Source organism: Streptomyces sp. NBC_00190 (assembly GCF_036203305.1).
In the GTDB taxonomy this organism is placed as follows: domain Bacteria; phylum Actinomycetota; class Actinomycetes; order Streptomycetales; family Streptomycetaceae; genus Streptomyces.
The window spans coordinates 7,506,604-7,527,899 of the sequence record NZ_CP108131.1; the positions used below are offsets into that span (position 1 = coordinate 7,506,604).

Here is a 21,296-nt window from a genome sequence, read left to right on the forward strand (position 1 = left end):
GGAAGGGCCCGCCGAGTTCCGGTTCTGTTCGCCGAGCGTCCCTGGCCCATGCACATGCCCCTGGGTATGGTGCCTGCGCGCCGCCCCCAGAACCCCCACATCCGCCCGGAGGTACTCGTGTTTGGCATGACCCCGCCACTGTCCCGTCGTGGGACCGCCCTCGCCACCGCATTCGGCATCACCGCCGCCGCCGCCGCGGCCCTGTGGGCGGGCATCGGCGCCGCCCAGCCCGCGCACGCGGCCGCGCTGCCCGCCCCCGACCACGTCGTCGTCGTGGTCTTCGAGAACCACGCCTACAGCCAGGTCATCGGCAGCTCCAGCGCCCCGTACATCAACTCGCTGAAGGCCGGGGGAGCCAACCTCACCCAGTCCTACGGCATCACCCACCCGAGCCAGCCCAACTACCTGCAGCTGTTCTCGGGCTCGAACCAGGGCGTGACCGGCGACAGCTGTTACACCCCCGGCTTCAGCTCCGCGCCCAACCTCGCCTCCGAGCTGATAGCCGCGGGCAAGAGCTGGGCCAGCTACAACGAGACCCTCCCCAGCCAGGGCTCCACCACCTGCTCCAGCGGCAACTACGCCCGCAAGCACAACCCCTGGTTCGCCTTCTCCAACGTGCCCACCAGCACCGCGAAGACGATGACCCAGTTCCCGACGGACTTCACCACCCTGCCCAAGGTGTCCTTCGTCGTTCCGAACCTGTGCAACGACATGCACGACTGCTCCGTCGGCACGGGCGACACCTGGCTCAAGAACAACCTCAAGGCGTACGCGGACTGGGCCAAGACCCACAACAGCCTCCTCGTCGTCACCTTCGACGAGGACAACCGGCTCGCCGGGAACAAGATCCCGACCGTGCTCTACGGCCAGCCCGTGACCCCGGGCAGCACGTCGGGCACCACCTACAACCACTACGACATGCTGCGCACCCTGGAGGGCCTGGCCGGCCTGACCACCCATGCCGGGAACGCGGCCGGCGCCAAGGACATCACGGGGATCTGGGCTTCCTGACCATGTACGTTGCGGACAGTCGCGGCACCCCCGCGCCCGCCGTGACCCCCGAGCCGCAGGCCGTCGCCCCGGGCACCAGCCCGGGGCGGCGCGCCGCGCTCGCGCCCACGGTGCTCGCCCTCGGCACGGTCAGCCTGATCACCGACATCTCCTCCGAGATGGTCGCCGCCGTGCTCCCGCTCTACCTCGTCGCCGGACTCGGGCTCTCCCCGCTCGGATTCGGCCTGCTCGACGGCCTCTACAACGGGGTCGGCGCGCTGGTCCGGCTCGCCGGCGGCCACCTCGGCGACCGCTTCGGCCGCCACAAGGCCCTCGCCGGAATCGGCTACGCCCTCTCCGCCCTGTGCAAGCCGCTGCTGCTGCTCGCGCACACCCTGCCCGCCATCGGGGCCGTCCTCGCCCTCGACCGCACCGGCAAAGGCCTGCGCACCGCGCCGCGCGACGCGCTGATCTCCCTCGCCGCCGCCCCCGAGCACCGCGGCCGGGCCTTCGGCGTGCACCGGGCGATGGATACCGCGGGCGCCCTGATCGGCCCGGTCCTCGCCTTCCTCATCCTGCGCGGGGCCGCCGACGGCTACGACGCCGTCTTCACCGTCAGCGCCTGCGTCGCCGCCCTCGGGGTCCTCGTCCTCGTACTCTTCGTCCCCGGCCGCCCCGCCCGGGCCCGGCCCGCCGCGGGCGCCGCGGGCACCGAAGACACCGACGCCGGCGCCGACGACCGTGTCTCGCTCAGCGCCTCGCTCGGGCTGCTGCGCGGCCGCGACCTGCGCCGGACCGGTCTGTGCGCGCTGCTGCTCGGCCTGTGCACGGTCAGCGACGGCTTCGTCTTCCTGCTGCTCCAGCGCGCCACCGGGATCGCCGACCGCTGGTTCGCCCTGCTGCCGCTGGGTACCGCCGCCGCCTTCTTCCTCCTCGCCCTGCCACTCGGGCGGCTCGCCGACCGGATCGGCCGACGGCGCGTCTTCCTCGGCGGTCACCTCGCGCTGCTGCTCGCGTACGGGCTGCTCCTCACCGGCGGCCACCCCTGGCTGCCCTACGCGGTGCTCGTGCTGCACGGCGGCTTCTACGCCGCCACCGACGGGGTGCTGATGGCCGCGGCCGCCGCGGCCGTGCCCGAGGAGCACCGAGGCGGCGGCCTCGCCCTCGTCCAGACCGGCCAGGCCCTCGCCCGCTTCGCCGCCGCCCTCGGCTTCGGTGCCGCCTGGACCTTCTGGGGTCCGCGCCCCGCGCTCGCCGCCGCGGCCCTCCTGCTTGCCGCCGCCGTCGGCGTGTGCGTCCGGCTGCGCCCCGCCGCCGACTGATCCCCACCGTGTGAGAGACACGAGAGAAAGGCCCCCATGACCCTCCAGCGCCGGATCCTGATCCTCGCAGCCTTCGTCGTCCTGCTCGCCGCCGTGGCCGTGCACTCCTTCGTGCGGGCCTCCTCCCGGGCCGACGAGAAGAACCAGCCGCAGGCGGGCGGCCCGCAGATCACCCGGGGCGCGGTCTCCCTGGCCCCGGCCGGGGGCGGCCCGCGGATCGTGTTCCGGAACATGGCCTGGGGCCCGCACCGAGACGAACTCGCCACGGTCCCGGCCGCAGCGCCCGAGGGGGCCCGTACCGCGTCCGGGGTGAGCTGCCTGCGCTTCCACGCCGCAGCCGGCACCGGAATCTGCCTCCAGGCAGACAAGAGCGGGGTCCAGGACGGCTACCGGGCCGTGGTCCTCGACTCCGGCCTCAAAGAGGTCTCCGCGCACGCGCTGGCCGGCATCCCCACCCGCGCCCGGGTCTCGACCGGCGGCCACCTCGCCGCCTGGACCGTCTTCGTCGGCGGTGACAGCTACGCCGGTACGAACTTCTCCACGCGGACCTCGGTGCTCGATCTGCGTACCGGCAGGTTCGACGCCTCGCTGGAGGACTTCACGATCCTCAAGGACGGCAAGCCGTACCGCAGCGCCGACGTGAACTTCTGGGGGGTCACCTTCGCCGCCGACGAGCGGACCTTCTACGCGACGCTGGCCACGGAAGGCCGCACCCACCTGGTCCGCGGGGACCTGACCGGGCGGACCGTGACCACCCTGCGCGAGAACGTCGAGTGTCCCTCCTTGTCGCCGGACGGGACCCGGGTGGTGTTCAAGAAGCGGGTGCCGGACCTGCCGGCCGAGGCGCCGTGGCGGCTGTACGCGCTGGACCTGGCCTCCGGGGCGGAAACCCCCCTCGCGGAGGAGCGCAGCGTGGACGACCAGGTGGTGTGGACGGACGACCGGACCGTCGTCTACTCCCTGCCGGGGGACTTCGGCGCCGACTTGTACTCCGTACCGGCCGACGGGAGCGGAGCCCCCGCCCGGCTCATGGCTTCGGCCCTCGCCCCGGCCCTCCTCGGATGAGGAAGGCGGGGGCGAGGGCGTCGAAGGACCGTTACGCCGGGATCAGCGTCTTGCGGCGCCGCTTGCGCTGCGCGCCGGCCGACAGCCTCAGCTCGATGATCGACCGCACGGTCGGCCACTCCTCGTCGAGGATCGAGTAGAAGGCAGTACTGCGGACCGCGCCGTCGAGCCCCCGCGAATGAGCCCGGCGGACCCCCTCGCAGGTGAAGCCGAGACGTTCCATCGCGGCCCGCGAGCGCCCGTTGCGGGCGTCCGCGCGCAGCGAGATGCGCCGGACGCCCCAGGTCTCGAAGGCATGGCGGAGCAGCAGCAGCTTCGCCTCGGTGTTGATGCCGGTTCCCTGGGCGCTCGGGGACAGCCAGGTATTGCCGATCTCGGCGGCATCGGGGATCGCCGTCGCCGGATCGCCGAACGGGACGCCGGGCACGGCGGGCCACACGAGGGGCCCCTGCCAGTAGTCGAGTTCCAGGAACCGGGTCGAACCGACGACCCGCCCGTCGGTGGCTCTCACCACCGCGAACGGGACCGATCGACCCGCCGCCTGATCGGCGAGGGCACGGTCGATGTACTCGTGGGACGCCTGCACGCCGTGGGGTACGGGAGTGAAGGCGTAAGTCGTACGATCCTCGGCCCCGGCCAGGGCCAGAGCCTCGGTGTGGTGGGGGGCGAGGGGCTCGAGCCGCACGGAGCGGCCGGCGAGGAGTACGGGTACGGGCACGGAGCCTTCGGTCCTTCTGGGCGGTGGGGTGGTTGCACAGTCTGCGTCCCTGACGTCGCCCCCCGTGCAAAACACGGGTGAAAGGCAACGGGCTGTCAGGTGAACGCGAGTGGCTCAATGTAGCTCTTTAAAGTCCTCTCATGAACCCCCAATTTGGCAATGGCGTGAACCTCTTTTTCGACGACTTGGGTCCCCGCGCCGGAACGCCCGTAATCCTGATCCACGGACATCCGTTCAACCGCACGATGTGGGCCCCCCAGACGGCCGTCCTGACGGCCGCCGGGTACCGCGTTATCGCCCCTGACCTGCGGGGATACGGGGAAAGTCCGGTGCGGGCCGGCAAGGTGCTGCTCGCTGATCTCGCCGACGACATTGCCGATCTTCTCGCCCGACTGGAAATCGAACAAGCGGTCGTCGTCGGTGTGTCCATGGGCGGGCAGATCGCCATGGAGACGCGGCTGCGCCACCCGGGTCTGGTACGGGCTCTCGTACTCTCCGACACCACCCCCCTGCCGGAGACCGAGGAGGGCGCGAAACACCGCCGCGAGCTCGCCGACAGGCTGCTCGCCGAAGGCATGGGGCCGTACGCCGAAGAAGTCATCGACAAGATGCTGGCGCCCTACAACGTGACCGGCATGCCCGAGGCCGCCGAGCGGGTGAGCGCCATGATGCGCGCCACCGACCCCGAGGGCGCGGCCGCCGCGCTGCGCGGCCGGGCCGAGCGGCCCGACTACCGGCCCGTGCTCGCCGGGGCCGCGGAGCCCTGTCTCGTGGTCGTCGGCGCGGACGACGTCTACACCCCGGTGGCGGAGGCCGAGGCACTGCACGCGCTGATGCCGCACTCGGTGCTCGCCGTGATCGAGCGGGCCGGGCACCTGCCCGGTGTGGAACAGCCCGAGGCCTTCAACCTGGCGCTCCTGGAGTTCCTCGCCGGGCTCTGACCCGCGAGCTGATTGGACCGCTGAACAAAGCACCGAATGGCCCAGCTGAGTGGGCCGTTCGGTGGGCCGGCGGCCCGGTGGCGATCGCGGTCCAGCCCCCGCCCGGGGCGCCGCGCCGACCGGCCGCGGCCCGGTTCGGCCATTCCGTCGGCGACGGCGCCTCCTACGTGTGTTCGGCGCGTACTTCACGCGAGTGGTCGGCCTCTCGCCGGCGCAGATCGGGCCCGGCGGTCCGGGGCCCAGACGGCGGCGTGATGGGGCCCGCGGGGGCGTCGTACAGTCGGGGTGACATCCCGGCCGGGTTGTCACCCCGAGCAGGAGGACCCGCATGCTGCGTGGGCTCACGACGACCGCGCCCGAGGCCTGACGTGGACGACGTGCTGCGGGAGCTGGCCTCCGTGGGGCCCTTCTTCGCCGTGCCGTACGGGAAGGAACCGCCCGGCCCGGGCTTCCGGCCCATGACCGCCCTGTACGGGGAGCACCTGGGGGCGTACACCGCCGAGGTCGGGCGGCGGATCGGCAGCGGACCGGGGCGCGTGGCCGCCTCCACGGCGCACCTCGGCATCGCCTCGCGGCTGTGGTCGATCGGGCTGGGGTGCGCGGCGCTGGCCGGCCGGGTGCCGGACCTGGCCGCCGACCGGGTCTGGTGGCGCCTGCCCACCGCGGGATCACTGGAGCTGTGGCTGCCCGAGCCCGGGGAACTGCCGGCCGAGGAGCTCGGCGAGAGCGTGCTGGGGAACCTGGCCCTGCTCGACGCGGGTCTGCGGGAGCGGCTGCGGGTCTCGCCCAAGGTGCTGCGCGGCAACGCCGCGTCGGGGCTGGTCGGGGCACTGCGGGTGCTGACGGACCGGGTGGCGGGCCGGGTAGCCGTGGACCTGGCGGCCGCCCTCCTGGCCGAGGACGGGCCACTGGGCGGCACCGGCACCTTCGTCCACGAGGAGGGGCTCGGGGTGGCCTTCGCACGGCGCAGCTGCTGCCTCTACTACCAGGTGCCGGGCGGCGGCTTCTGCGGGGACTGCGTGCTGCGCACACGCTAGGTCCCGGTCCCGGTCCCGGTCGCGGAACCGGCGGAGGCCGCCGGGGGCGCAAGTGCGCTCCCCCGACGGCCCCGTCCGGCCGGAACCCCTAGAAGGTCAGGTTCCAGGAGTCGATCTTGCCGATGTCGCCGCCGGCGTTGTCGTTCACCCGGAGCTTCCAGGTGCCTGCCGCGACCTCGGAGGAGGCGTTCACGGTGTAGACGGTGTTGATGTTGTCGGTGCTCCCGCCGGCGCGGTTGTGCACGGTGTACACGGTGCCGTCGGGGGCGACGAGGTCCACCTTCAGGTCACCGATGTAGGTGTGCACGATGTTCACGCCCACCTTGAGGGTGGCCGGCGCGTTGCCGGTCACCCCGCTGACGGTGATGGGGCTCTCCACGGTGGTGTTGTCCGCGATGGCGAAGTCACCGAGGTTCTCGAAGTACTTGCCGGGCGGCGGGGTGGAGCCCACCGCCTTGAGCGCGTCGACCTGTCCCTCGCCGAAGAAGCCGTTCTTGGCGGTGGTGCCCGTGCAGCGGCTGTCCGACGGGCAGGCGACGTCGTTGGCCTGGGTGGCCAGCTTGTCGCGCAGCTGCGCCGGGGTGATGCCCGGGTTGGTGCTCGCCAGCAGCGCGGCCACACCGGTCACGTGCGGGGAGGCCATCGAGGTGCCGCTCATGGTGCCGTACTTGCCGCCCGGCTGGGTGCTGTAGATGCCGGTGGTGTCGCCGCCGGGAGCCGTGACGTCGATGACGTTCAGGCCGAAGTTGGAGTACGAGGCCTTCGCGGTGGTGCCCATCGCCGAGACCGTGACCACGCCCGGGAGTTCGGTCGGGATGTCGAGGCAGGCGTTGGTGATGGTGCGGGTGACCGGCGTCGAGTCGTTCGGGCTCTCGGTGTCGGTCCGCTTGTTGGCCAGGTCGATGTTGGAGTTGCCGGCCGCCGCGACCTGCAGCGAACCCTTGCCCTCCGCGTACTCCTGGGCGCGCTTGACGCCCTCGATGATCGCGGCCTGGTCGGCGTTGTCCGGGCAGTTGAACTGCCACGGGTCGGTGTAGTAGCTGTTGTTGGTGACCTTGAAGCCGTGGTCACCCGCCCACATGAAGCCGCAGACGGTGTTCTCGGCGAAGAAGAGCGAGGAGCCCGGCTCGGCGATGCGCACCGAGGAGATCTTCACGCTCGGAGCCACGCCGATGACGCCCTTGCCGTTCTTGGCGGCCGCGACCGTACCGGCCACGTGCGTGCCGTGGGTGCCCACGTCGCGCCAGGAGCCGGTGCGGGTGTCGGCCTTGCCGTACGCGCAGGAAGCGGAGTCCGCCGCGTTGAAGTTCGGCGCCAGGTCCTGGTGCTGGTCGTCCACACCGGTGTCCAGGATGCCGACCTTGACGGAGGGGGAGCCGGTGGTGACGGCCCAGGCCTGGTCGGCCTTGATCTGGGTCATGTCGGCGCGGACCGGCTCGCCCGCCGGGGTCGTGGCCTGCGCCGGGTTGGCGGGGAGCGCCGGGTTGTAGGCGTCCGCCGGCACGTCCGAGGTGCGGGTGGCGCCGACCTGCTGGACCCCGCTCACACCGCGCATGGTGGTGGCGAAGGTGCCGGAGGCGGAGTGGGCGACGATGACGCCGATCGCGTCGTAGTTCGCGAAGACCGTGCCGCCGTTGGCGGCGACGGCGGCACGCACCGCCGAGCTGTCACCGGGAGCGGTGATCACGAGGTAGGCACGGGTGCCGGCAACCCAGGTCGCACTCTGGGAAGTCGGGGCCGCGGCCTGGGGCGCCGCCGCGGCCGCCGGGGCGGAAGCGGAGGCGGAGGGCGAGACGGGGGCGGTGCCGGCGAGCGCGGCGGGAGCCCCGAAAGCAAGTGCGGCGCCGAGGGTGGCGGCCAGCACGAGGGTACGTCGAGGTCGGCTGGATATGTGGGGTATCAATGCGTCCTCCGATGGACCGACGGTGCGGATGGCACCTACCGGTCCGTACGAAACGAGTGGTGGACGCAAGATGTCAGACGCGTGCCCCGGTATGGAAGTACCTTTTACAGCACGCGCGTTCTCCCGGCTATGGCTGAAAACAGCCCCTACCGGGAGTAGTCGGGGCCGACCGGGCTGGGCACCGTGGGGGCGAGCCCTGCCCGGTCGGCCCGTGGGGGCGGACCGGCTACACCGGTACGCGGTCCTTGTCGCCGGCCGTCTGGGGCGGCACGGCGCCCACCGGTTCGACGTGCGCGTCGTCGACCAGCGTGGTCTCGTCGAACGGCAGCCGCCCGGCCAGCACTTCGGCGGCCCGTCCGTGGTCGAACTCCTTCGTCCATGTCCCGATGAGGACCGTGGCGACGGCGTTGCCCGCGAAGTTGGTCAGCGCCCGCGCCTCGCTCATGAACCGGTCGATGCCCACGATCAGGCCGACCCCGTCGACCAGTTCCGGCCGGTGCGACTGGAGTCCGCCGGCGAGTGTGGCGAGGCCCGCGCCGGTGACCCCGGCCGCGCCCTTCGAGGCGATGATCATGAACAGCAGCAGGGAGATCTGCTCGCCCAGCGCGAGCGGCTTGCCCATCGCCTCCGCGACGAACAGTGAGGACATCGTCAGGTAGATCGCGGTCCCGTCCAGGTTGAAGGAGTATCCGGTCGGCACCGTGATCCCGGTGACCGGGCGCGACACCCCCAGGTGCTCCATCTTCGCGATCAGCCGCGGCAGCGCCGACTCCGAGGAGGAGGTGGACAGGATCAGCAGGAACTCCCGGCTCAGGTAGCGCAGCAGGGCGAACACGCTGACCCCCGTGCACACCCGCAGCAGGGTGCCCAGCACCACGAACACGAAGATCAGACAGGTCGTGTAGAAGCCGATCATGATGACGGCGAGGGACTTCAGCGCGTCGATGCCGGTGGCTCCGACCACCGCCGCGATCGCCCCGAAGGCGCCCACCGGCGCCGCCCACATGATCATCGCCAGTACCCGGAAGACCAGCTTCTGCACGTGCCCGATGCCGCGCAGCACGGGTTCGCCCGCAGCTCCCATGGCCTGGAGCGCGAACCCGCACAGCAGCGCCACCAGCAGCGTCTGGAGCACCTGCCCGCCGGTGAAGGCGGACACCAGCGTGGTCGGGATGATCCCGAGCAGGAACTCGGGGGTGCTCTGCGCCCCGCCGGCCTTGGCCTGGGCCTCGCCCGCATGGCGCGCGGCCTCGGTCAGGTGCAGCCCGCTGCCCGGATCCAGCAGGTTCCCCACCAGCAGGCCGATGGCCAGGGCCACCGTGGACATCACCATGAAGTAGCCGAGGGCGAGCCCGCCCACCGCGCCCACCTTGGCGGCCTTGCGGACCGAGCCGATCCCCAGCACGATCGTGCAGAAGATCACAGGCGAGATCATCATCTTGATGAGGTTGACGAAGCCGGTGCCGAGCGGCTTGAGCTCCACGGCCACGCCGGGGGCGGCGAAGCCGACGGCGATACCGAGGAGCACCGCGGCGATCACCGCGATGTAGAGATAGTGCGTTCTGTCGCGCCTGGCGGCCACGATGCCTCCTGTGGTGAATACGTCCCGGGAGGACCATCACCCAGGGCTGTGACCCCGGTCACCCTTGCGTTCATTGAGTTCACGAGCCGGTGCACACTGAGCGCCATGTTCCGTTTGCCCCGGCCGCCGCGCAGCCTCGCCGGCCAGCTCTTCGCCATGCAGGTGCTGCTGGTCGCCGTGGTCGTCGCCGGCTGCGCCGTCTTCGCGTACGCCACCGCGCGCGGCCAGGCCGAGGAGGCCGCCCGGCGCCAGGCCGGGGCCGTGGCCCGCGCGGTCGCCGACTCCCCGTCGGTCCAGGAGGCCGTACGGGAAGCCGTGCGCGGCACCGATCCCACCTCCCGGCTCCAGCCGTACGCGGAGCGGGTCCGGGTCGACTCGGGAGTGGACTTCGTGACGATCATGGATCCGGCCGGGCGGCGCTGGACCCACCCCGACCCGCGCCGGATCGGCGAGCGCTTCATGGGCAACACGGCCCCCGCCCTGCGCGGCGAGACCTTCAGCGAGACCTACACGGGCACCCTCGGGCCCTCGATCCGCGTGGTCACCCCGCTCAACGACGACGGCCGCGTCGTCGGCATGGTCAGCGCCGGGATCACCGTCCGCGCGATCAGCGCGCGGCTCGCCTCCCAGCTCACCGCACTCGCCTGGGTCGCCGCCGCCGCCCTCGCGCTCGGCGGGGCGGGCACGTACATCGTCAACGCCCGGTTGCGCCGCCACACCCACGGGATGAACGCGGCCGAACTCAGCCGGATGTACGACTACCACCAGGCGGCCCTGCACGGGGTGCGCGAAGGGCTGCTGATGCTCGACGGCCAGCGCAGGATCACCCTGATCAACGACGCAGGACGGGAACTGCTGGGCCTGCGGGACGCGATGACGGGCACCGGCGTCGCCGACCTGGGACTGCCCGCGCCGCTCACCGGAGCCCTGCTCGCGGACCGGCCCCGGGTGGACGAGGTGCACCTGACCGCCGACCGGGTGCTCGTCGTCAACAGCTCACCCGTCGCGGGCGGCGGCCGCCGGGGAACGGTGGTGACCCTGCGCGACCATACCGAACTCCAGGTACTGACAGGGGAGTTGGATCACGAACGCGGATTCACCCAGGCCCTGCGCTCCCAGGCCCACGAGGCGGCGAACCGGCTCCACACGGTGGTCTCGCTCATCGAACTGGGCCGCGCGCAGGAGGCGGTGGAGTTCGCCACCGCCGAACTGGAACTGGCGCAGGCGCTCACCGATGAGGTGGTCACCGCCGTCGGAGAGCCGGTGCTCGTGGCGCTGCTGCTCGGCAAGGCCGCCCAGGCGCACGAGCGGGGCGTCGAGCTGGTCGTCACCCCCGACAGCACGGCCGTCGACGGCGCGGCCGGGACCCCGCCGGCCCGGGACCTGGTCACCGTGGTCGGCAACCTCGTGGACAACGCCATGGACGCGCTCACCGGCGTTCCCGGCGGACGGATCGCGGTCACCGTGCGCTCCGGCGCCGACGGACTGCTACTGCGCGTGGCCGACAGCGGCCCGGGCCTGCCCGAAGGGGTGGACGTGTTCCGGCGCGGCTGGTCCGGCAAGGGCGAGGGACGCGGACTGGGCCTGGCCCTCGTACGGCAGGTGGCGCTACGCCACGGCGGCACCGCGGAAGCGGCCCAGCCGCCGGGCGGGGGCGCCGAGTTCACCGTACGGCTCCCCGTGCGGCCGGAGCCGCGGCCGTGAGCGCGCCCGAGGTGCGGGTCCTGATCGTCGAGGACGACCCCGTCGCCGCCGACGCGCACGCGCTCTACGTGGGCCGGGTCCCCGGCTTCACCGCCGTCGGCACCGTCCACTCGCTGGTGGAGGCGACCCGGGCCCTGGAGCGGACCCGCGTCGACCTGCTGCTGCTCGACCTCGGCCTGCCCGACGGGAACGGCCTGCGCTTCGCGCGCGGGCTGCGGGCCGCGGGCCATCCCGTCGACGTGATCGTGGTGACCTCGGCGCGGGACCTGGCCGTGGTCCGCGAGAGCGTCTCGCTCGGTGTGGTCCAGTACGTACTGAAGCCCTTCGCCTTCCCGACCCTGCGCGAACGGCTCCTGCGCTACGCCGAGTTCCGGGCGACGGCGGGGGAGGCGGCCGGCCAGGACGACGTGGACCGCGCGATGGCGGCCCTGCGCGCGCCCCGCCCGGCCGAGCTCCCCAAGGGGCTGAGCGCGCCGACCCTGGACCGGGTCGCCGCCCTGCTGCGGGCGGCGACCGAGGGGCTGACCGCGGCGGGGGCGGCCGAGGCGGCCGGGATCTCCCGGATCACCGCCCGCCGGTACCTGGAGCACCTGGTGGACACCGGCCGCGCGGACCGCACTCCCCGGTACGGCCAGGTCGGCCGCCCCGAACTGCACTACCGCTGGCTCGCGGCGGCCGCGGCCGGCTCGGTGTCGAAGGTGTAGAACTTCCGGTGGTCCAGCAAGTCGGCCGGGGTGACGTCGTTCCACGGCCGCATCGTGTCGCCCAGGTCCACGACGTTCGGCGTGCCGGCCGCCGGCAGGTAGCCGGAGTGCGGGTGACGGGCCTGCCACTCGGCCCACAGCTTGTCCACGTAGGCGTGGTGCATCCAGAACACCGGGTCGTTGGGGGAGACGCCGGTGGCCATCTGGCCGCCGACCCACACGTGCACCCGGTTGTGCAGGTTGGCGCCGCGCCAGCCCTCCAGGCTGTTGCGGAAGCCGCCGTTCGAGGCGCTGTTCCAGGGGGCCGTGTCGTAGACGGACATGGCGAGTACGGCCTCCACCTCCTCCTTGGTCGGCAGTCCGGCGACGCCCGCGCCGAGCGCCCGGCGCAGGTAGGCGCGCCCGTCCACCCGTACGGCTATGTTCCACTTGCCCGTCGCGTACGCGAACGGGCCGTCGAGGACCTGCCCGTCGCGGGCCCGGCCGGTGCCGCCGAGGAAGTCGGCGGCCCAGAGCGAGGAGCGGGTGGTGCGGTCGGCCGTCCAGTCCCAGTAAGGGAGCGAAACACTCGCGTCCACAGCCTGCAGAGCCGTTTCGAACTCGAGCAGAAAGCGGCGGTGCCACGGAAGAAAGGAGGGCGAGCGGTGCCCTACCCGGTCGCCCGAGTCCGTGTCGCTCATGATGAAGCCGTTGTGGGTGGTGACGAGCCGGTCGTAGCGGCCGGTGCGCTTCAGCTCGAGCAGCGCGTTGGTGAAGGCGCGCCGCTCCTCGGGAGTGAGCGCGGCCTGGTTCTTGCGGACGGTCATGCCGTGCCTCCCATCGGTGCGAACGGCGCGAGCTCGGCGCCCTGGAGCTCGCGTACGGCGGCTCTGGCCAGCGAGGCCGGGTCCGGATGCGTTTCGTAGTGGTTGACCACGCTGATCCAGGTGCCGTCGGCGTTCCGCATCACGTGCAGCTCGCGGCCGTCTATCCGGACGGTGGGCAGACCGGGGGAGTGGTGGCCGCCGTGGTGGCCGCCGCCCTCGGTGGTTATCCGGATGCGCCGGCCCTGGTACACCTCGTCGACCGGGCCGACGGATGGGGTGGCGGCCCGGGAATCGGTGGCGGCCGCGCGCGCGGTGACGCCCGCAAGGCCGAGGGCGGTGAGTGCGCCGGCAGTGGTGCCCAAGGCCTGCCGACGGGTGATCGTGTCCATGGCCGAAGAACTATCAGGGCGTCAGGGGCAGTTGGCTGCTATCCGGACATCGAGGGATAAGTTTCGCATAGAACGAGTGCCATGATCTTCCCGCCTTCGGGGCGGGCCCGGAGGTCCAGGCGGGAGGATTTTCGGTTCAGATACTACTAGTCAGTAATTCTTTCGGTCGGATCGTACGGCTGTGGATGCGGTCGCGCCGCGGAGTCGGCCGGAAGGTGCGGCCGCTCCGCTTACCAGCGCATGTCCAGCGCGTCCAGGGCCCTCACCCGCTCCGGGGTGAGGGAGGCGGCGCGGGAGCGCTGGTTGGCGATCCAGGAGCCCAGCCGCCGCTGTTGGCCGCCGACCGGCTCCACATGCGTACGGGGGACCCTGAGGTGCCCTTCGCGGGCGTGGAACAGCTGGGCCGCCTCCAGGTGGTCCGCCCACGCGGCGGCGTGACTGCGGCGCGGCGGCGGGCGTTCCGCCTCGGTCGCCGGAGCCATCCCGAGGGTGTGCTCCAGCAGCCAGCGCTGCGCCCAGGACAGCCGCTCCCAGTTCAGGCGCTGGGTACGGACCCACCCGCCCAGGTCCTCGCCCTGGACCAGCACCTCGCCGGGCGCCAGGGGGAGCCCGCCGCCCGCGTCCAGACGTAGCCGGGTCAGGTGGAAGGCGCGCTGCCAGGAGATCTCCCAGGCGGGGCACCAGGACGCGTCGATCGCCTCCAGGGCCTCCCGCCGGTCCGCGGACAGCGCCCCCGGTCCCTCGCGGCGGGCCGCGGCCCGCTGGTTCTTGACCCACACTCCGACCGGGGCGCCGCGCCACGTGGCATCCGCCGGCGGCAGCAGGTGGCCGTGCTCCGCCGCCCAGGCGCGGGCGACCGCGAGCCCCTCCTCGAAGGCCACGTCGAAGTGGCTCCACACCATGCCGAGTTCGTCGAGCCGGGCCACCCGCTCACGGCCGAGCGCGCCCCGGCGGTACGTGCGGCGCGCGTCCGCGATCCACTGGCCCAGCGGGAACCGCGCCAGCCCGGGCGGCCACGCCCCGCCGCCCGCCGGCACCTTGAAGCCGAACGGCACCTTCAGGTCCCCGGCCGTGCCCGCGTAGATCCGGGCGGCCTCGACGCCGCGCCGCCAGTGCTCGTGCTCCGGATGCAGCACCCGCAGCCGGACGAAGGCGGCCAGCAGCGCCGGATCCCGGGGCGTGGAGAAGCTCAGCAGCGCCTGCGCCCCGGTCCCCGTACCGGAGGCCGCCGCCGGGGCGGCCGTCCGGCTCGGCGTCTGCGGCTGGGCCAGGGCCTCGACCAGGCGGGAGTCGTGCGCCCGCAGCGCTTCCAGCAGCCGCGCGAGGTCCCCGTACGCCCGCGAGGTGAGCATCGTCTCGGGCGTCTCGTCCGGTCCCAGCAGTACGGGCACCACCAGCGAGGCGACCTTCCCCTCGCCGGGCCGGATCCGCAGCGCCCGCCCCACCGCCTGCACCAGATCGGGCATGGAACCGCGTACGTCGGCCCAGTAGACGGAGTCGCACTCCTTGGTGTCCACGCCCTCGCCCAGCACCCGGACGCTGCCGAGGAAGGCCTTCTCGGCGACCCGGCCGTCCGCGAACGCGCCCAGCACCCGCCGCCGGTGGGTCGCCGTGTGCTGCCCGCACAGCCAGTCCGCCCAGACGGTACGGGGGTACACCGGGTGCGGCCGGCGGCTCGTGAGCCGCAGCCGGGCCGCCACCGCCGGGAGCCCGGCCGCGAAGGCCTCCGCCTCCTTGGTCAGGTGGTGGAAGACGAGCGTGCGCCGGAACCCCTCGTGGGCGGCCGCCTTCACCAGCGCCGTCTGCAGCGCCGCCAGCCGTGCCCCGCGCACCGCGTCCGAGCGGCCGTCCCTGCCCAGCAGTACGGCCGCCCGGAACTGCGGGTCGGTGACGTCCACGCACACCACCCGGTACGGGGCGCAGACGCCGCGGTCGATGGCCTCGGACAGGGACAGCGTGTAGCAGCGCGCGCCGAACGGCCCCTGCGGATCGTCCTCCATGGACGCCACGAGTTCGCCGCCCCGCCGCGGCCCCTCACCCCGGTCGGGCGTCTCCTCGCCGTCCTGCCAGACACGCGGCGTGGCCGTCAGGTAGAGCCGGCGCACGGCGGGGATCCGCGCGTTGTCGTGCACGACCGCCCAGGGTTTGCCGATCCGCCCCGACGTCCGGTGCGCCTCGTCGACTACGGTCAGGTCCCAGCCCGGGAGTCCGGCGAGATGCGCGCGTTCGAGAGTGCCCAGGCCCAGCGAGGCGTACGTGGCGAACACCGTGAGCCGGTCCACCGACGGGCCGCCCCAGCGGGCCAGTTCGGCCGGATCGGTGGTCGTGGGCACGCCCGCGTCCTCCCCGCGCAGCGAGCACACGGCCAGGGACCGCCCGCTGCGGCCGCCCTCCCGCCAGGCCGCGACGGTCTGCACCAGCAGATCCAGAGAGGGCACCAGTACGAGCACCCGCCCGGCCCGCAGCTCCTCGGCCGAGCGGACGGCGACGAGGGACTTCCCCGAGCCCGTGGCCATGATCACCTGGGTGCGCAGCCCGTTCGCGGGCACCCGGCCCCCGGCGGGCAGCTCCAGCGCCCGCACCACGGCGTCGACGGCCTCGCGCTGGTGCGGCCGGAGGTTCTTCCTCGCCATGTGCGTCACCCCGCCCCTGTGATCAGCCGGTTTGCCTCCAGCTCCTATCCTGCCCCCATTTTGAGGCAAAGGGCGGAGAAGCCGGGGAACAGCTCGAGCCGATGTCGAGCGGTCCATGTGACGGCAGTCACAAAGGGTGGATGTCACGTTCGTCGGGGGTGCTGTGTCCCATGGGTATGACCGACACCAAGAAGGTACTGCTGGCGGGGGCGAGCGGAGTCCTGGGGCGCCACATCACCGAGGCCCTCACCCGCACCGGCCACACCGTGATCGGCCTCGGCCGCGGCGCCGCGGCCGACGTGCGGGCCGACCTGATGAACCGCGACCAGCTGCTCCGCGCCGTCGACGGCCTCAAGATCGAGACCGTGGTGCACGCGGCCACCGCCCTGCGCGACGCGCCGATGCGGCACAAGGACATGTTCGCGACGGACGACCTGCGGCTGACCGGTACCCGGCACCTCATGGAGGCCGCCCGCGCCGTCGGAGCCCGCCGCGTCATCGCCGAGTCGATGGTCTTCGGATACGGCTACCGGGACTTCGGCGACCACGTGATCACCGAGGACGCCGACCTGTTCGGCCCGGCCGGCGACGTGGCCGTGGAACGCCACATCGAAGGCATGCGCGTCAAGGAGCGGCTGGTCCTGGGCGCCGAGGGAATCGAGGGCGTCGCCCTGCGCTTCGGGCTCTTCTACGGCGCCGGGGGCACCGAGGCCCTCGTGGAGATGCTGCGCAAGCGGAAGATCCCGGCGGTCGCCGACCGCGGCAGGGTGCTGCCCTGGGTGGACCTGGCGGACGCCGGACGGGCCGTGGCGCTCGCCGTCGAAGGCGGCCGCGCGGGGCAGGCGTACAACATCGTCGACGACACCCCGACCGGATTCGGCGCGCACGTCAGGGCGGTCGCCGAGGCGTTCGCCACCCCGAAGCCGCTGACCGTGCCCGCCTGGCTGATGCGCCCCTTCCCGTACGCCCACCGGATGGTCATGACGAACATGCGGGTGTCCAACGCGAAGGCGAGGGCCGAACTGGGATGGGCGCCGAGCCACGCCGGCTGCGCCGAGGGGCTGCGCGCGCTCGCCGGGCGCTGACGCCGCTTGATCGATGAGCCGCGGGGGTGCCACGGTGAGGCTCATGACCGAGACTTTCGAGGAGTACCGGCGGCTGCTGTTCGGTACCGCGTACCGGATGCTGGGCAGTGTCGCCGACGCCGAGGACATCGTGCAGGACGCCTGGCTCGCGTGGCACCGCGCCGACCGGTCCGCCGTCGAGCACCCCAAGGCCTACCTGGTGCGCACCGTCACCAACCTGAGCCTGAACAGGCTCAGGTCCGCGCAGGCCGTCCGCGAGACGTACGTGGGGCCGTGGCTCCCGGAGCCCCTCCTCACCTCGCCCGACGTCGCCGAGGAGGCCGAACTGGCCGACACCGTCTCGATGGCGGTCCTGGTCGTGCTGGAGACGCTGACCCCGACCGAGCGCGCGGTGTTCGTGCTCCGCGAGGTGTTCGGGTACGCCTACGCGGAGATCGCCGAGGTCGTCGGCAAGTCCGAGGCGAGCGTGCGCCAGTCCGCGCACCGGGCCCGCGAGCACGTGCGCGCGCGGCGCCCCCGCTTCACCGCCGAGGCCGCCGAACAACGCGAGATCGCCGAGAAGTTCCGCGCGGCCTGCGCGGGCGGGGACCTGGGCGAGGTGCTCACGCTCCTCGCCCCCGACGTCGTCTCCTGGTCGGACGGCGGCGGCGTCGTCACGGCCGCCCGCCGCCCGCTGTACGGACCCGACCACGTCGCCCGCTGGTTGCTCGGCGTCCTGGCCAAGCCCGCGGTCCAGGGCGTCGAGATGCGCCTCGCCGAGATCAACGGCGAGCCCGGCCTGCTGCTGGTGCACGGCGGTGTGCACGCCGGCGCCCTCACCTTCGAGGCCACCGACGGGCGGATCACCGCGCTGCGCCTCACCGTCAACCCGGAGAAGCTGCGCGGCCTCCGGCCCTGAACCGCGCCTGCACCCGCGCGGCCGGGCCCGTCGGCGAGCGGCTCAGCGCGCGCCGAAGTTCTGCGTCCACCAGGGACCGCCCGAGCCCTGGTGGATGCCGACGCCGATGTCCTTGAAGGAGCAGTTGAGGATGTTCGCGCGGTGTCCCGGGCTCTTCATCCAGGAGTCCATGACGGACTGGGGGGTCTGCTGGCCCCGCGCGATGTTCTCCCCGTACGTCGACCAGCGGTACCCGGCGGAGGTCGTCCGGGTGCCCGGGTCCGCGCCGTCGGGGTTGGTGTGGTCGAAGAAGTTCCGGCTCGCCATGTCGTCGGAATGGCCCTGGGCGGCAGCCCTCAACTGCGGGTCCTCCTTCAGCGGGCCGCAGCCGGCGGCCGCCCGCTCGGCGTTGACCAGTGCCACGACCTGGCCCGCGACGCCCTGCGGGGCGGGAGCCGGCGCGGGCGCCGAGGCCCGCGGGGTCGGCGAGCTGCTGCGGCTCTTCGTCGGGCTCGCGGACGGGCTCGGCGAGGCGGAGGCCGACGGCGACGGGGAGGCGGACGGCGAGGGGGACGCGGAGGGCGAGGGCGACTGGGAGGGGAGGGGGGACTCGGTCGCCGAGAGGGCGGCCAGCGGGGCCGGGGCAGCGGTGTCCCCGACCTTCTCACCGCCGGAACCGGGGAGCGTGCCGAGGTACACCAGCCCGCCGCCCGCGACGCAGGCGGCGAGCACCGCACCGCCGATCACCCGGCGCCGGCTCTGCTTGCGCCGACGCATCGCGCTCCGCCCGCCGCCCGCCGTCGTCGCGTCCAGGCCCAGGTGGGCCGCCGTGTCGGAGAAGTCGGCCCCGGCACCGTCGGGGGAGGCGGAACCCGCGGGGGCGAAGTCGGCCGCCGCGGCCGAGCGGACCCCTGCCAGCAGGGCAGCCGAGACGGGGACGAGGGCCAGACCGGCCAGCAGCCCCTCCGCCGGAACCAGTCCGCTCCACAGGCCGGAGCACCGTACGCATTCCCGCGCGTGCCGGGCTATTCGCTTGCGCCACAGCGCCGAGGGCCGTCCGTCCCAGCCCGCCGCGAGCGCCCGCAGCTCCTCGCACACCGGCTGGGCGCCCAGGGCGCGTTCCACCACACGGGCCGATTCCAGCTGCGCCTTCATCCGCTGTACCCGTACGGCGGTGTGCTGCGGGGTCAGTTCCAGCGCGGCGGCCACCTCGGCCCGGGTCAGCTCCCCGGCGCACTCCAGCCACCACAGCGACAGCAGCGCCCGGTCGTCGGGCTCCAGCCAGCGCGTGGCGCGCGCCGTCTCGCGGCGCTGGCCCGCCAGCTGCAGGCGTACGACCGTCAGGTCGACGAAGTCGGCACCCGGGTCCGCGACATCCTCGGCCGCTTCCAGGGTGCTCTCGCCGAAGCCGCTCTGCCGGGCCTGCCAGTGCGCCCGTACGCGGTTCATCGCGATCGCCACCAGCCAGGACCGGAAGCTCTCGTCGGCGCGCAGGCCGCCCAGCCCGTCGAGGGCCCGCAGCATTGTGTCCTGCACCACGTCGTCCACGTCGCAGGACCCGTTCAGGGCCCGCCCGACGATGTTGTAGACGAGCGGCAGATGGGTGCTGACGAGGTCGTCCTGCGCGCGGGGATCCCCCGCGCGGGCCGCTGCCACCAGCGCTGCCGTGTGCTGAGTGCTCATGTGATGTTCCCTGTCCGTACCGGCGGTCGATGATGCCCAATACCTGGGAGACCGTCGAGAGGGGCCTCGATAACGCTTATCCGGAATTCTTGTCCGAAGAAAAATCCGCCGCATCCCCGTCCGGAGCGGAAGGCTGCGGGTAGCGCCTGGCCGAGGAGTCACTCTGGGCCAGTCGGCGCAACGCCGCCAGCATGGCATCCCCCAGTACGGTGCCCACCACCACCCGCTCCACCATGTCCTCCGTGCTCCTCCCGCGCGCGACGAAGGACAGGTCGGCGTCGGCGATCCGCTCGGCGGCGGCCGCGAACTCGTCGAGGTCGTCCAGATAGTCCCCGTGCCCGACCGTCAGCAGCGAGGCCGCGGCGGCGGCCAGTGCGCGCGCCGCGGGATGGGCCGCCGGGACCTGCCAGCCGCGCCGCGCGATCAGCTCCTCGACCAGGGCCCGAGCGCGTTCGCCGTTCACCGGGTCAGTGTCCGGTGCGACGTCGGGGTCGACGGTACTGGCGGCCGCGCCGAGCAGGTCGTGCACCGGCCGGGCGCGGTCCTCGACCGCCTCCACCACCTTGCTGACGGAGGCGAGCGGCAGGCCGCCGACGTCGGTGAGGGCGCGGATCAAGTGCACGCGCCGGACGTGCTCCTCGCCGTAGTGGGCCTGATTGGGGCTGGTCAACTCACCGGCGGGCAGCAGGCCTTCGCGGAGATAGAACTTGATGGTGGGCACCGGAACACCGGTCGACCGGCTCAACTCTCCCATGCGCAAGGTGAATTCTCTCTTTCGTTCGGCCCGGGGACTTGCGGGGACGGGCTGGAGTATGGACAGTGACACTATCCGATACCGGATAGTGCTGGTATCCATTAGGGGGATACGGATGCGGAACCACAGAGAAGGATGGCATCGGCCGCTGCTCGTCTTCGCGGCGGCCATGGGAGTGCTCACGCTGGTCTCGGGGATCGGGCTGATCGTGGACGACCGCGTGATGGTCGGCTCCCCGATCTGGCACAAGCCGTTCAAGTTCTCGGTCTCGTTCGCCTTCTACGGCCTGACGCTGGCCTGGATGCACTCACTGCTCACGCGCGGCCGACGGACCGGCTGGTGGGCGGGAGCGGTGATCGTGGCGGCGAGCGTCATCGAGATGGCGGTGATCGTCGGCCAGGTCGTGCGGGGCAAGCGCAGCCACTTCAACCAGGAAACCCCGCTCGACAGCAGCCTGTTCGCCGTGATGGGGGCGACGATCGTCGTGCTCTGGCTGGCCAACCTGCTGATCGCGGTGGTGCTGTGGCGCCAGCCGCTCGCCGACCGCGCCACCGCTTGGGCGGTACGGCTCGGCCCGCTCATCGGGCTCGCCGGACTCGCGGTCGGCTTCCTGATGGTCCAGCCCACCGGGGCCCAGCTGGCCGGACAGATCACCGACACGGTCGGCGCGCACAGCGTCGGCGTCCCGGACGGCGGACCGCACCTGCCGGTCACCGGCTGGGCCGCCACCGGTGGCGACCTGCGGATCGCCCACTTCGTCGGGATGCACGCCCTCCAGGTGCTGCCGCTGCTGGCGCTCGCCCTGACCTCCGCGGCCGGGCGGTACGGCTGGGCGGCCCGCGCGGCGGTGCGCACCCGGCTCGTCCTGGTGGCGGGGGCGGGTTACGCCGCTCTGGTGGCCCTGGTCACCTGGCAGGCCCTGCGGGGGCAGGCGCTGACCTCGCCGGACACGACGACGCTGACCGCGGTGGCCGGGCTGGCCGTCGCCGTGGCGGTGGGGGTGGCCCTCGCCCTGCGCGGCGGCGCCGCCCGGGGCGATGCGGCGCGGGAGGTTGCGTCGCCGGTCGGCCGCTGATCACCGGAGGGCGTGGCTCCGCTGCGGT

At 72.9% G+C, this 21,296-nt stretch carries 18 protein-coding genes; 10 read left to right on the forward strand and 8 right to left on the reverse strand.

Going from position 1 to position 21,296, the window contains the following annotated elements; all coding sequences use genetic code 11:
• Positions 1-126 precede the first annotated feature (126 nt).
• The 3 genes from OG429_RS34765 to OG429_RS34775 are packed head-to-tail and all read left to right on the forward strand — an operon-like array spanning position 127 to position 3,377.
• Positions 127-1,011, forward strand: a complete 885-nt coding sequence (locus tag OG429_RS34765) for an alkaline phosphatase family protein (RefSeq protein ID WP_328929229.1) — start codon at positions 127-129, stop codon at positions 1,009-1,011.
• 2 nt (positions 1,012-1,013) lie between these two features.
• Positions 1,014-2,312: an MFS transporter gene (locus OG429_RS34770; protein ID WP_328929230.1), complete on the forward strand. Its 1,299-nt coding sequence runs from the start codon at positions 1,014-1,016 to the stop codon at positions 2,310-2,312.
• A gap of 36 nt (positions 2,313-2,348) precedes the next feature.
• Entirely contained in the window at positions 2,349-3,377 is a 1,029-nt protein-coding gene (locus tag OG429_RS34775; RefSeq protein ID WP_328929231.1) for a TolB family protein, read from the forward strand.
• A gap of 31 nt (positions 3,378-3,408) precedes the next feature.
• On the opposite strand, the gene OG429_RS34780 is transcribed toward OG429_RS34775, so the two are convergent.
• Positions 3,409-4,095, reverse strand: coding sequence for a GNAT family N-acetyltransferase (locus OG429_RS34780; RefSeq protein WP_328929232.1), 687 nt, complete (start codon positions 4,093-4,095; stop codon positions 3,409-3,411).
• Between the two features lie 140 nt (positions 4,096-4,235).
• Here OG429_RS34780 and OG429_RS34785 point away from each other — a divergent pair, with 140 nt between their 5' ends.
• Positions 4,236-5,036: an alpha/beta fold hydrolase gene (locus OG429_RS34785; protein ID WP_328929233.1), complete on the forward strand. Its 801-nt coding sequence runs from the start codon at positions 4,236-4,238 to the stop codon at positions 5,034-5,036.
• A 368-nt stretch (positions 5,037-5,404) separates the two neighbouring features.
• Positions 5,405-6,073 carry a (2Fe-2S)-binding protein gene (locus tag OG429_RS34790; RefSeq protein ID WP_328929234.1) on the forward strand — a complete coding sequence of 223 codons (669 nt, stop codon included), beginning with the start codon at positions 5,405-5,407 and terminating at the stop codon, positions 6,071-6,073.
• A gap of 88 nt (positions 6,074-6,161) precedes the next feature.
• Here the strand turns inward: OG429_RS34790 and OG429_RS34795 are convergent, their stop codons facing one another.
• Positions 6,162-7,937 (reverse strand): S8 family peptidase, encoded by a 1,776-nt coding sequence (locus OG429_RS34795; RefSeq protein ID WP_328929235.1) that lies wholly within the window; start codon positions 7,935-7,937, stop codon positions 6,162-6,164.
• A gap of 265 nt (positions 7,938-8,202) precedes the next feature.
• Entirely contained in the window at positions 8,203-9,558 is a 1,356-nt protein-coding gene (locus tag OG429_RS34800; RefSeq protein ID WP_328929236.1) for a cation:dicarboxylate symporter family transporter, read from the reverse strand.
• A gap of 105 nt (positions 9,559-9,663) precedes the next feature.
• Between OG429_RS34800 and OG429_RS34805 the strand changes: the two genes are divergently transcribed.
• Both OG429_RS34805 and OG429_RS34810 read left to right on the forward strand, forming a co-directional pair.
• Positions 9,664-11,262 (forward strand): sensor histidine kinase, encoded by a 1,599-nt coding sequence (locus tag OG429_RS34805; RefSeq protein ID WP_328929237.1) that lies wholly within the window; start codon positions 9,664-9,666, stop codon positions 11,260-11,262.
• Positions 11,259-11,966: a response regulator gene (locus OG429_RS34810; protein ID WP_328929238.1), complete on the forward strand. Its 708-nt coding sequence runs from the start codon at positions 11,259-11,261 to the stop codon at positions 11,964-11,966. The genes OG429_RS34805 and OG429_RS34810 overlap by 4 nt, the downstream gene beginning before the upstream one ends.
• Here the strand turns inward: OG429_RS34810 and melC2 are convergent.
• The 3 genes from melC2 to OG429_RS34825 form a co-directional block, all read right to left on the reverse strand.
• Entirely contained in the window at positions 11,918-12,772 is an 855-nt protein-coding gene (gene melC2 / locus OG429_RS34815) for a tyrosinase MelC2 (protein ID WP_328929239.1), read from the reverse strand. The genes OG429_RS34810 and melC2 overlap by 49 nt on opposite strands.
• Positions 12,769-13,161: an apotyrosinase chaperone MelC1 gene (melC1, locus tag OG429_RS34820; RefSeq protein ID WP_328929240.1), complete on the reverse strand. Its 393-nt coding sequence runs from the start codon at positions 13,159-13,161 to the stop codon at positions 12,769-12,771. The genes melC2 and melC1 overlap by 4 nt, the downstream gene beginning before the upstream one ends.
• Positions 13,162-13,391: 230 nt before the next feature.
• A complete protein-coding gene (locus OG429_RS34825; RefSeq protein ID WP_328929241.1) occupies positions 13,392-15,794 on the reverse strand; it encodes a DEAD/DEAH box helicase in 2,403 nt (800 codons plus the stop codon).
• Positions 15,795-15,964: 170 nt separating this feature from the next.
• On the opposite strand from OG429_RS34825, the gene OG429_RS34830 reads away from it, so the two are divergent.
• Together OG429_RS34830 and OG429_RS34835 are read left to right on the forward strand one after the other, a co-directional pair.
• Positions 15,965-16,879 (forward strand): NAD-dependent epimerase/dehydratase family protein, encoded by a 915-nt coding sequence (locus tag OG429_RS34830; protein ID WP_328929242.1) that lies wholly within the window; start codon positions 15,965-15,967, stop codon positions 16,877-16,879.
• 43 nt (positions 16,880-16,922) lie between these two features.
• Positions 16,923-17,777 (forward strand): RNA polymerase sigma-70 factor, encoded by an 855-nt coding sequence (locus OG429_RS34835; RefSeq protein ID WP_328929243.1) that lies wholly within the window; start codon positions 16,923-16,925, stop codon positions 17,775-17,777.
• Positions 17,778-17,819: 42 nt separating this feature from the next.
• On the opposite strand, the gene OG429_RS34840 is transcribed toward OG429_RS34835, so the two are convergent.
• The gene (locus OG429_RS34840) at positions 17,820-19,439 is read right to left on the reverse strand and encodes a sigma-70 family RNA polymerase sigma factor (protein ID WP_328929244.1); all 1,620 of its coding nucleotides are present in this window, start codon (positions 19,437-19,439) and stop codon (positions 17,820-17,822) included.
• A gap of 76 nt (positions 19,440-19,515) precedes the next feature.
• The gene (locus OG429_RS34845) at positions 19,516-20,193 is read right to left on the reverse strand and encodes a MerR family transcriptional regulator (RefSeq protein WP_328929245.1); all 678 of its coding nucleotides are present in this window, start codon (positions 20,191-20,193) and stop codon (positions 19,516-19,518) included.
• Positions 20,194-20,308: 115 nt separating this feature from the next.
• Here OG429_RS34845 and OG429_RS34850 point away from each other — a divergent pair, with 115 nt between their 5' ends.
• On the forward strand, positions 20,309-21,268 hold the full coding sequence (locus OG429_RS34850; protein ID WP_328929246.1) for a hypothetical protein: 960 nt from the start codon (positions 20,309-20,311) through the stop codon (positions 21,266-21,268).
• Positions 21,269-21,296 lie beyond the last annotated feature (28 nt).

Excerpts from the sequence above, each read along its gene's own strand:
- melC2 (WP_328929239.1), bottom strand. The coding sequence starts at position 12,772 with ATGACCGTCCGCAAGAACCAGGCCGCGCTCACTCCCGAGGAGCGGCGC.
- melC1 (WP_328929240.1), bottom strand. The coding sequence starts at position 13,161 with ATGGACACGATCACCCGTCGGCAGGCCTTGGGCACCACTGCCGGCGCA.
- OG429_RS34785 (WP_328929233.1), top strand. The coding sequence starts at position 4,236 with ATGAACCCCCAATTTGGCAATGGCGTGAACCTCTTTTTCGACGACTTG.
- OG429_RS34825 (WP_328929241.1), bottom strand. The coding sequence starts at position 15,794 with ATGGCGAGGAAGAACCTCCGGCCGCACCAGCGCGAGGCCGTCGACGCC.
- OG429_RS34765 (WP_328929229.1), top strand. The coding sequence starts at position 127 with ATGACCCCGCCACTGTCCCGTCGTGGGACCGCCCTCGCCACCGCATTC.
- OG429_RS34840 (WP_328929244.1), bottom strand. The coding sequence starts at position 19,439 with ATGAGCACTCAGCACACGGCAGCGCTGGTGGCAGCGGCCCGCGCGGGG.
- OG429_RS34775 (WP_328929231.1), top strand. The coding sequence starts at position 2,349 with ATGACCCTCCAGCGCCGGATCCTGATCCTCGCAGCCTTCGTCGTCCTG.
- OG429_RS34845 (WP_328929245.1), bottom strand. The coding sequence starts at position 20,193 with ATGGGAGAGTTGAGCCGGTCGACCGGTGTTCCGGTGCCCACCATCAAG.
- OG429_RS34805 (WP_328929237.1), top strand. The coding sequence starts at position 9,664 with ATGTTCCGTTTGCCCCGGCCGCCGCGCAGCCTCGCCGGCCAGCTCTTC.
- OG429_RS34830 (WP_328929242.1), top strand. The coding sequence starts at position 15,965 with ATGGGTATGACCGACACCAAGAAGGTACTGCTGGCGGGGGCGAGCGGA.
- OG429_RS34770 (WP_328929230.1), top strand. The coding sequence starts at position 1,014 with ATGTACGTTGCGGACAGTCGCGGCACCCCCGCGCCCGCCGTGACCCCC.
- OG429_RS34850 (WP_328929246.1), top strand. The coding sequence starts at position 20,309 with ATGCGGAACCACAGAGAAGGATGGCATCGGCCGCTGCTCGTCTTCGCG.
- OG429_RS34835 (WP_328929243.1), top strand. The coding sequence starts at position 16,923 with ATGACCGAGACTTTCGAGGAGTACCGGCGGCTGCTGTTCGGTACCGCG.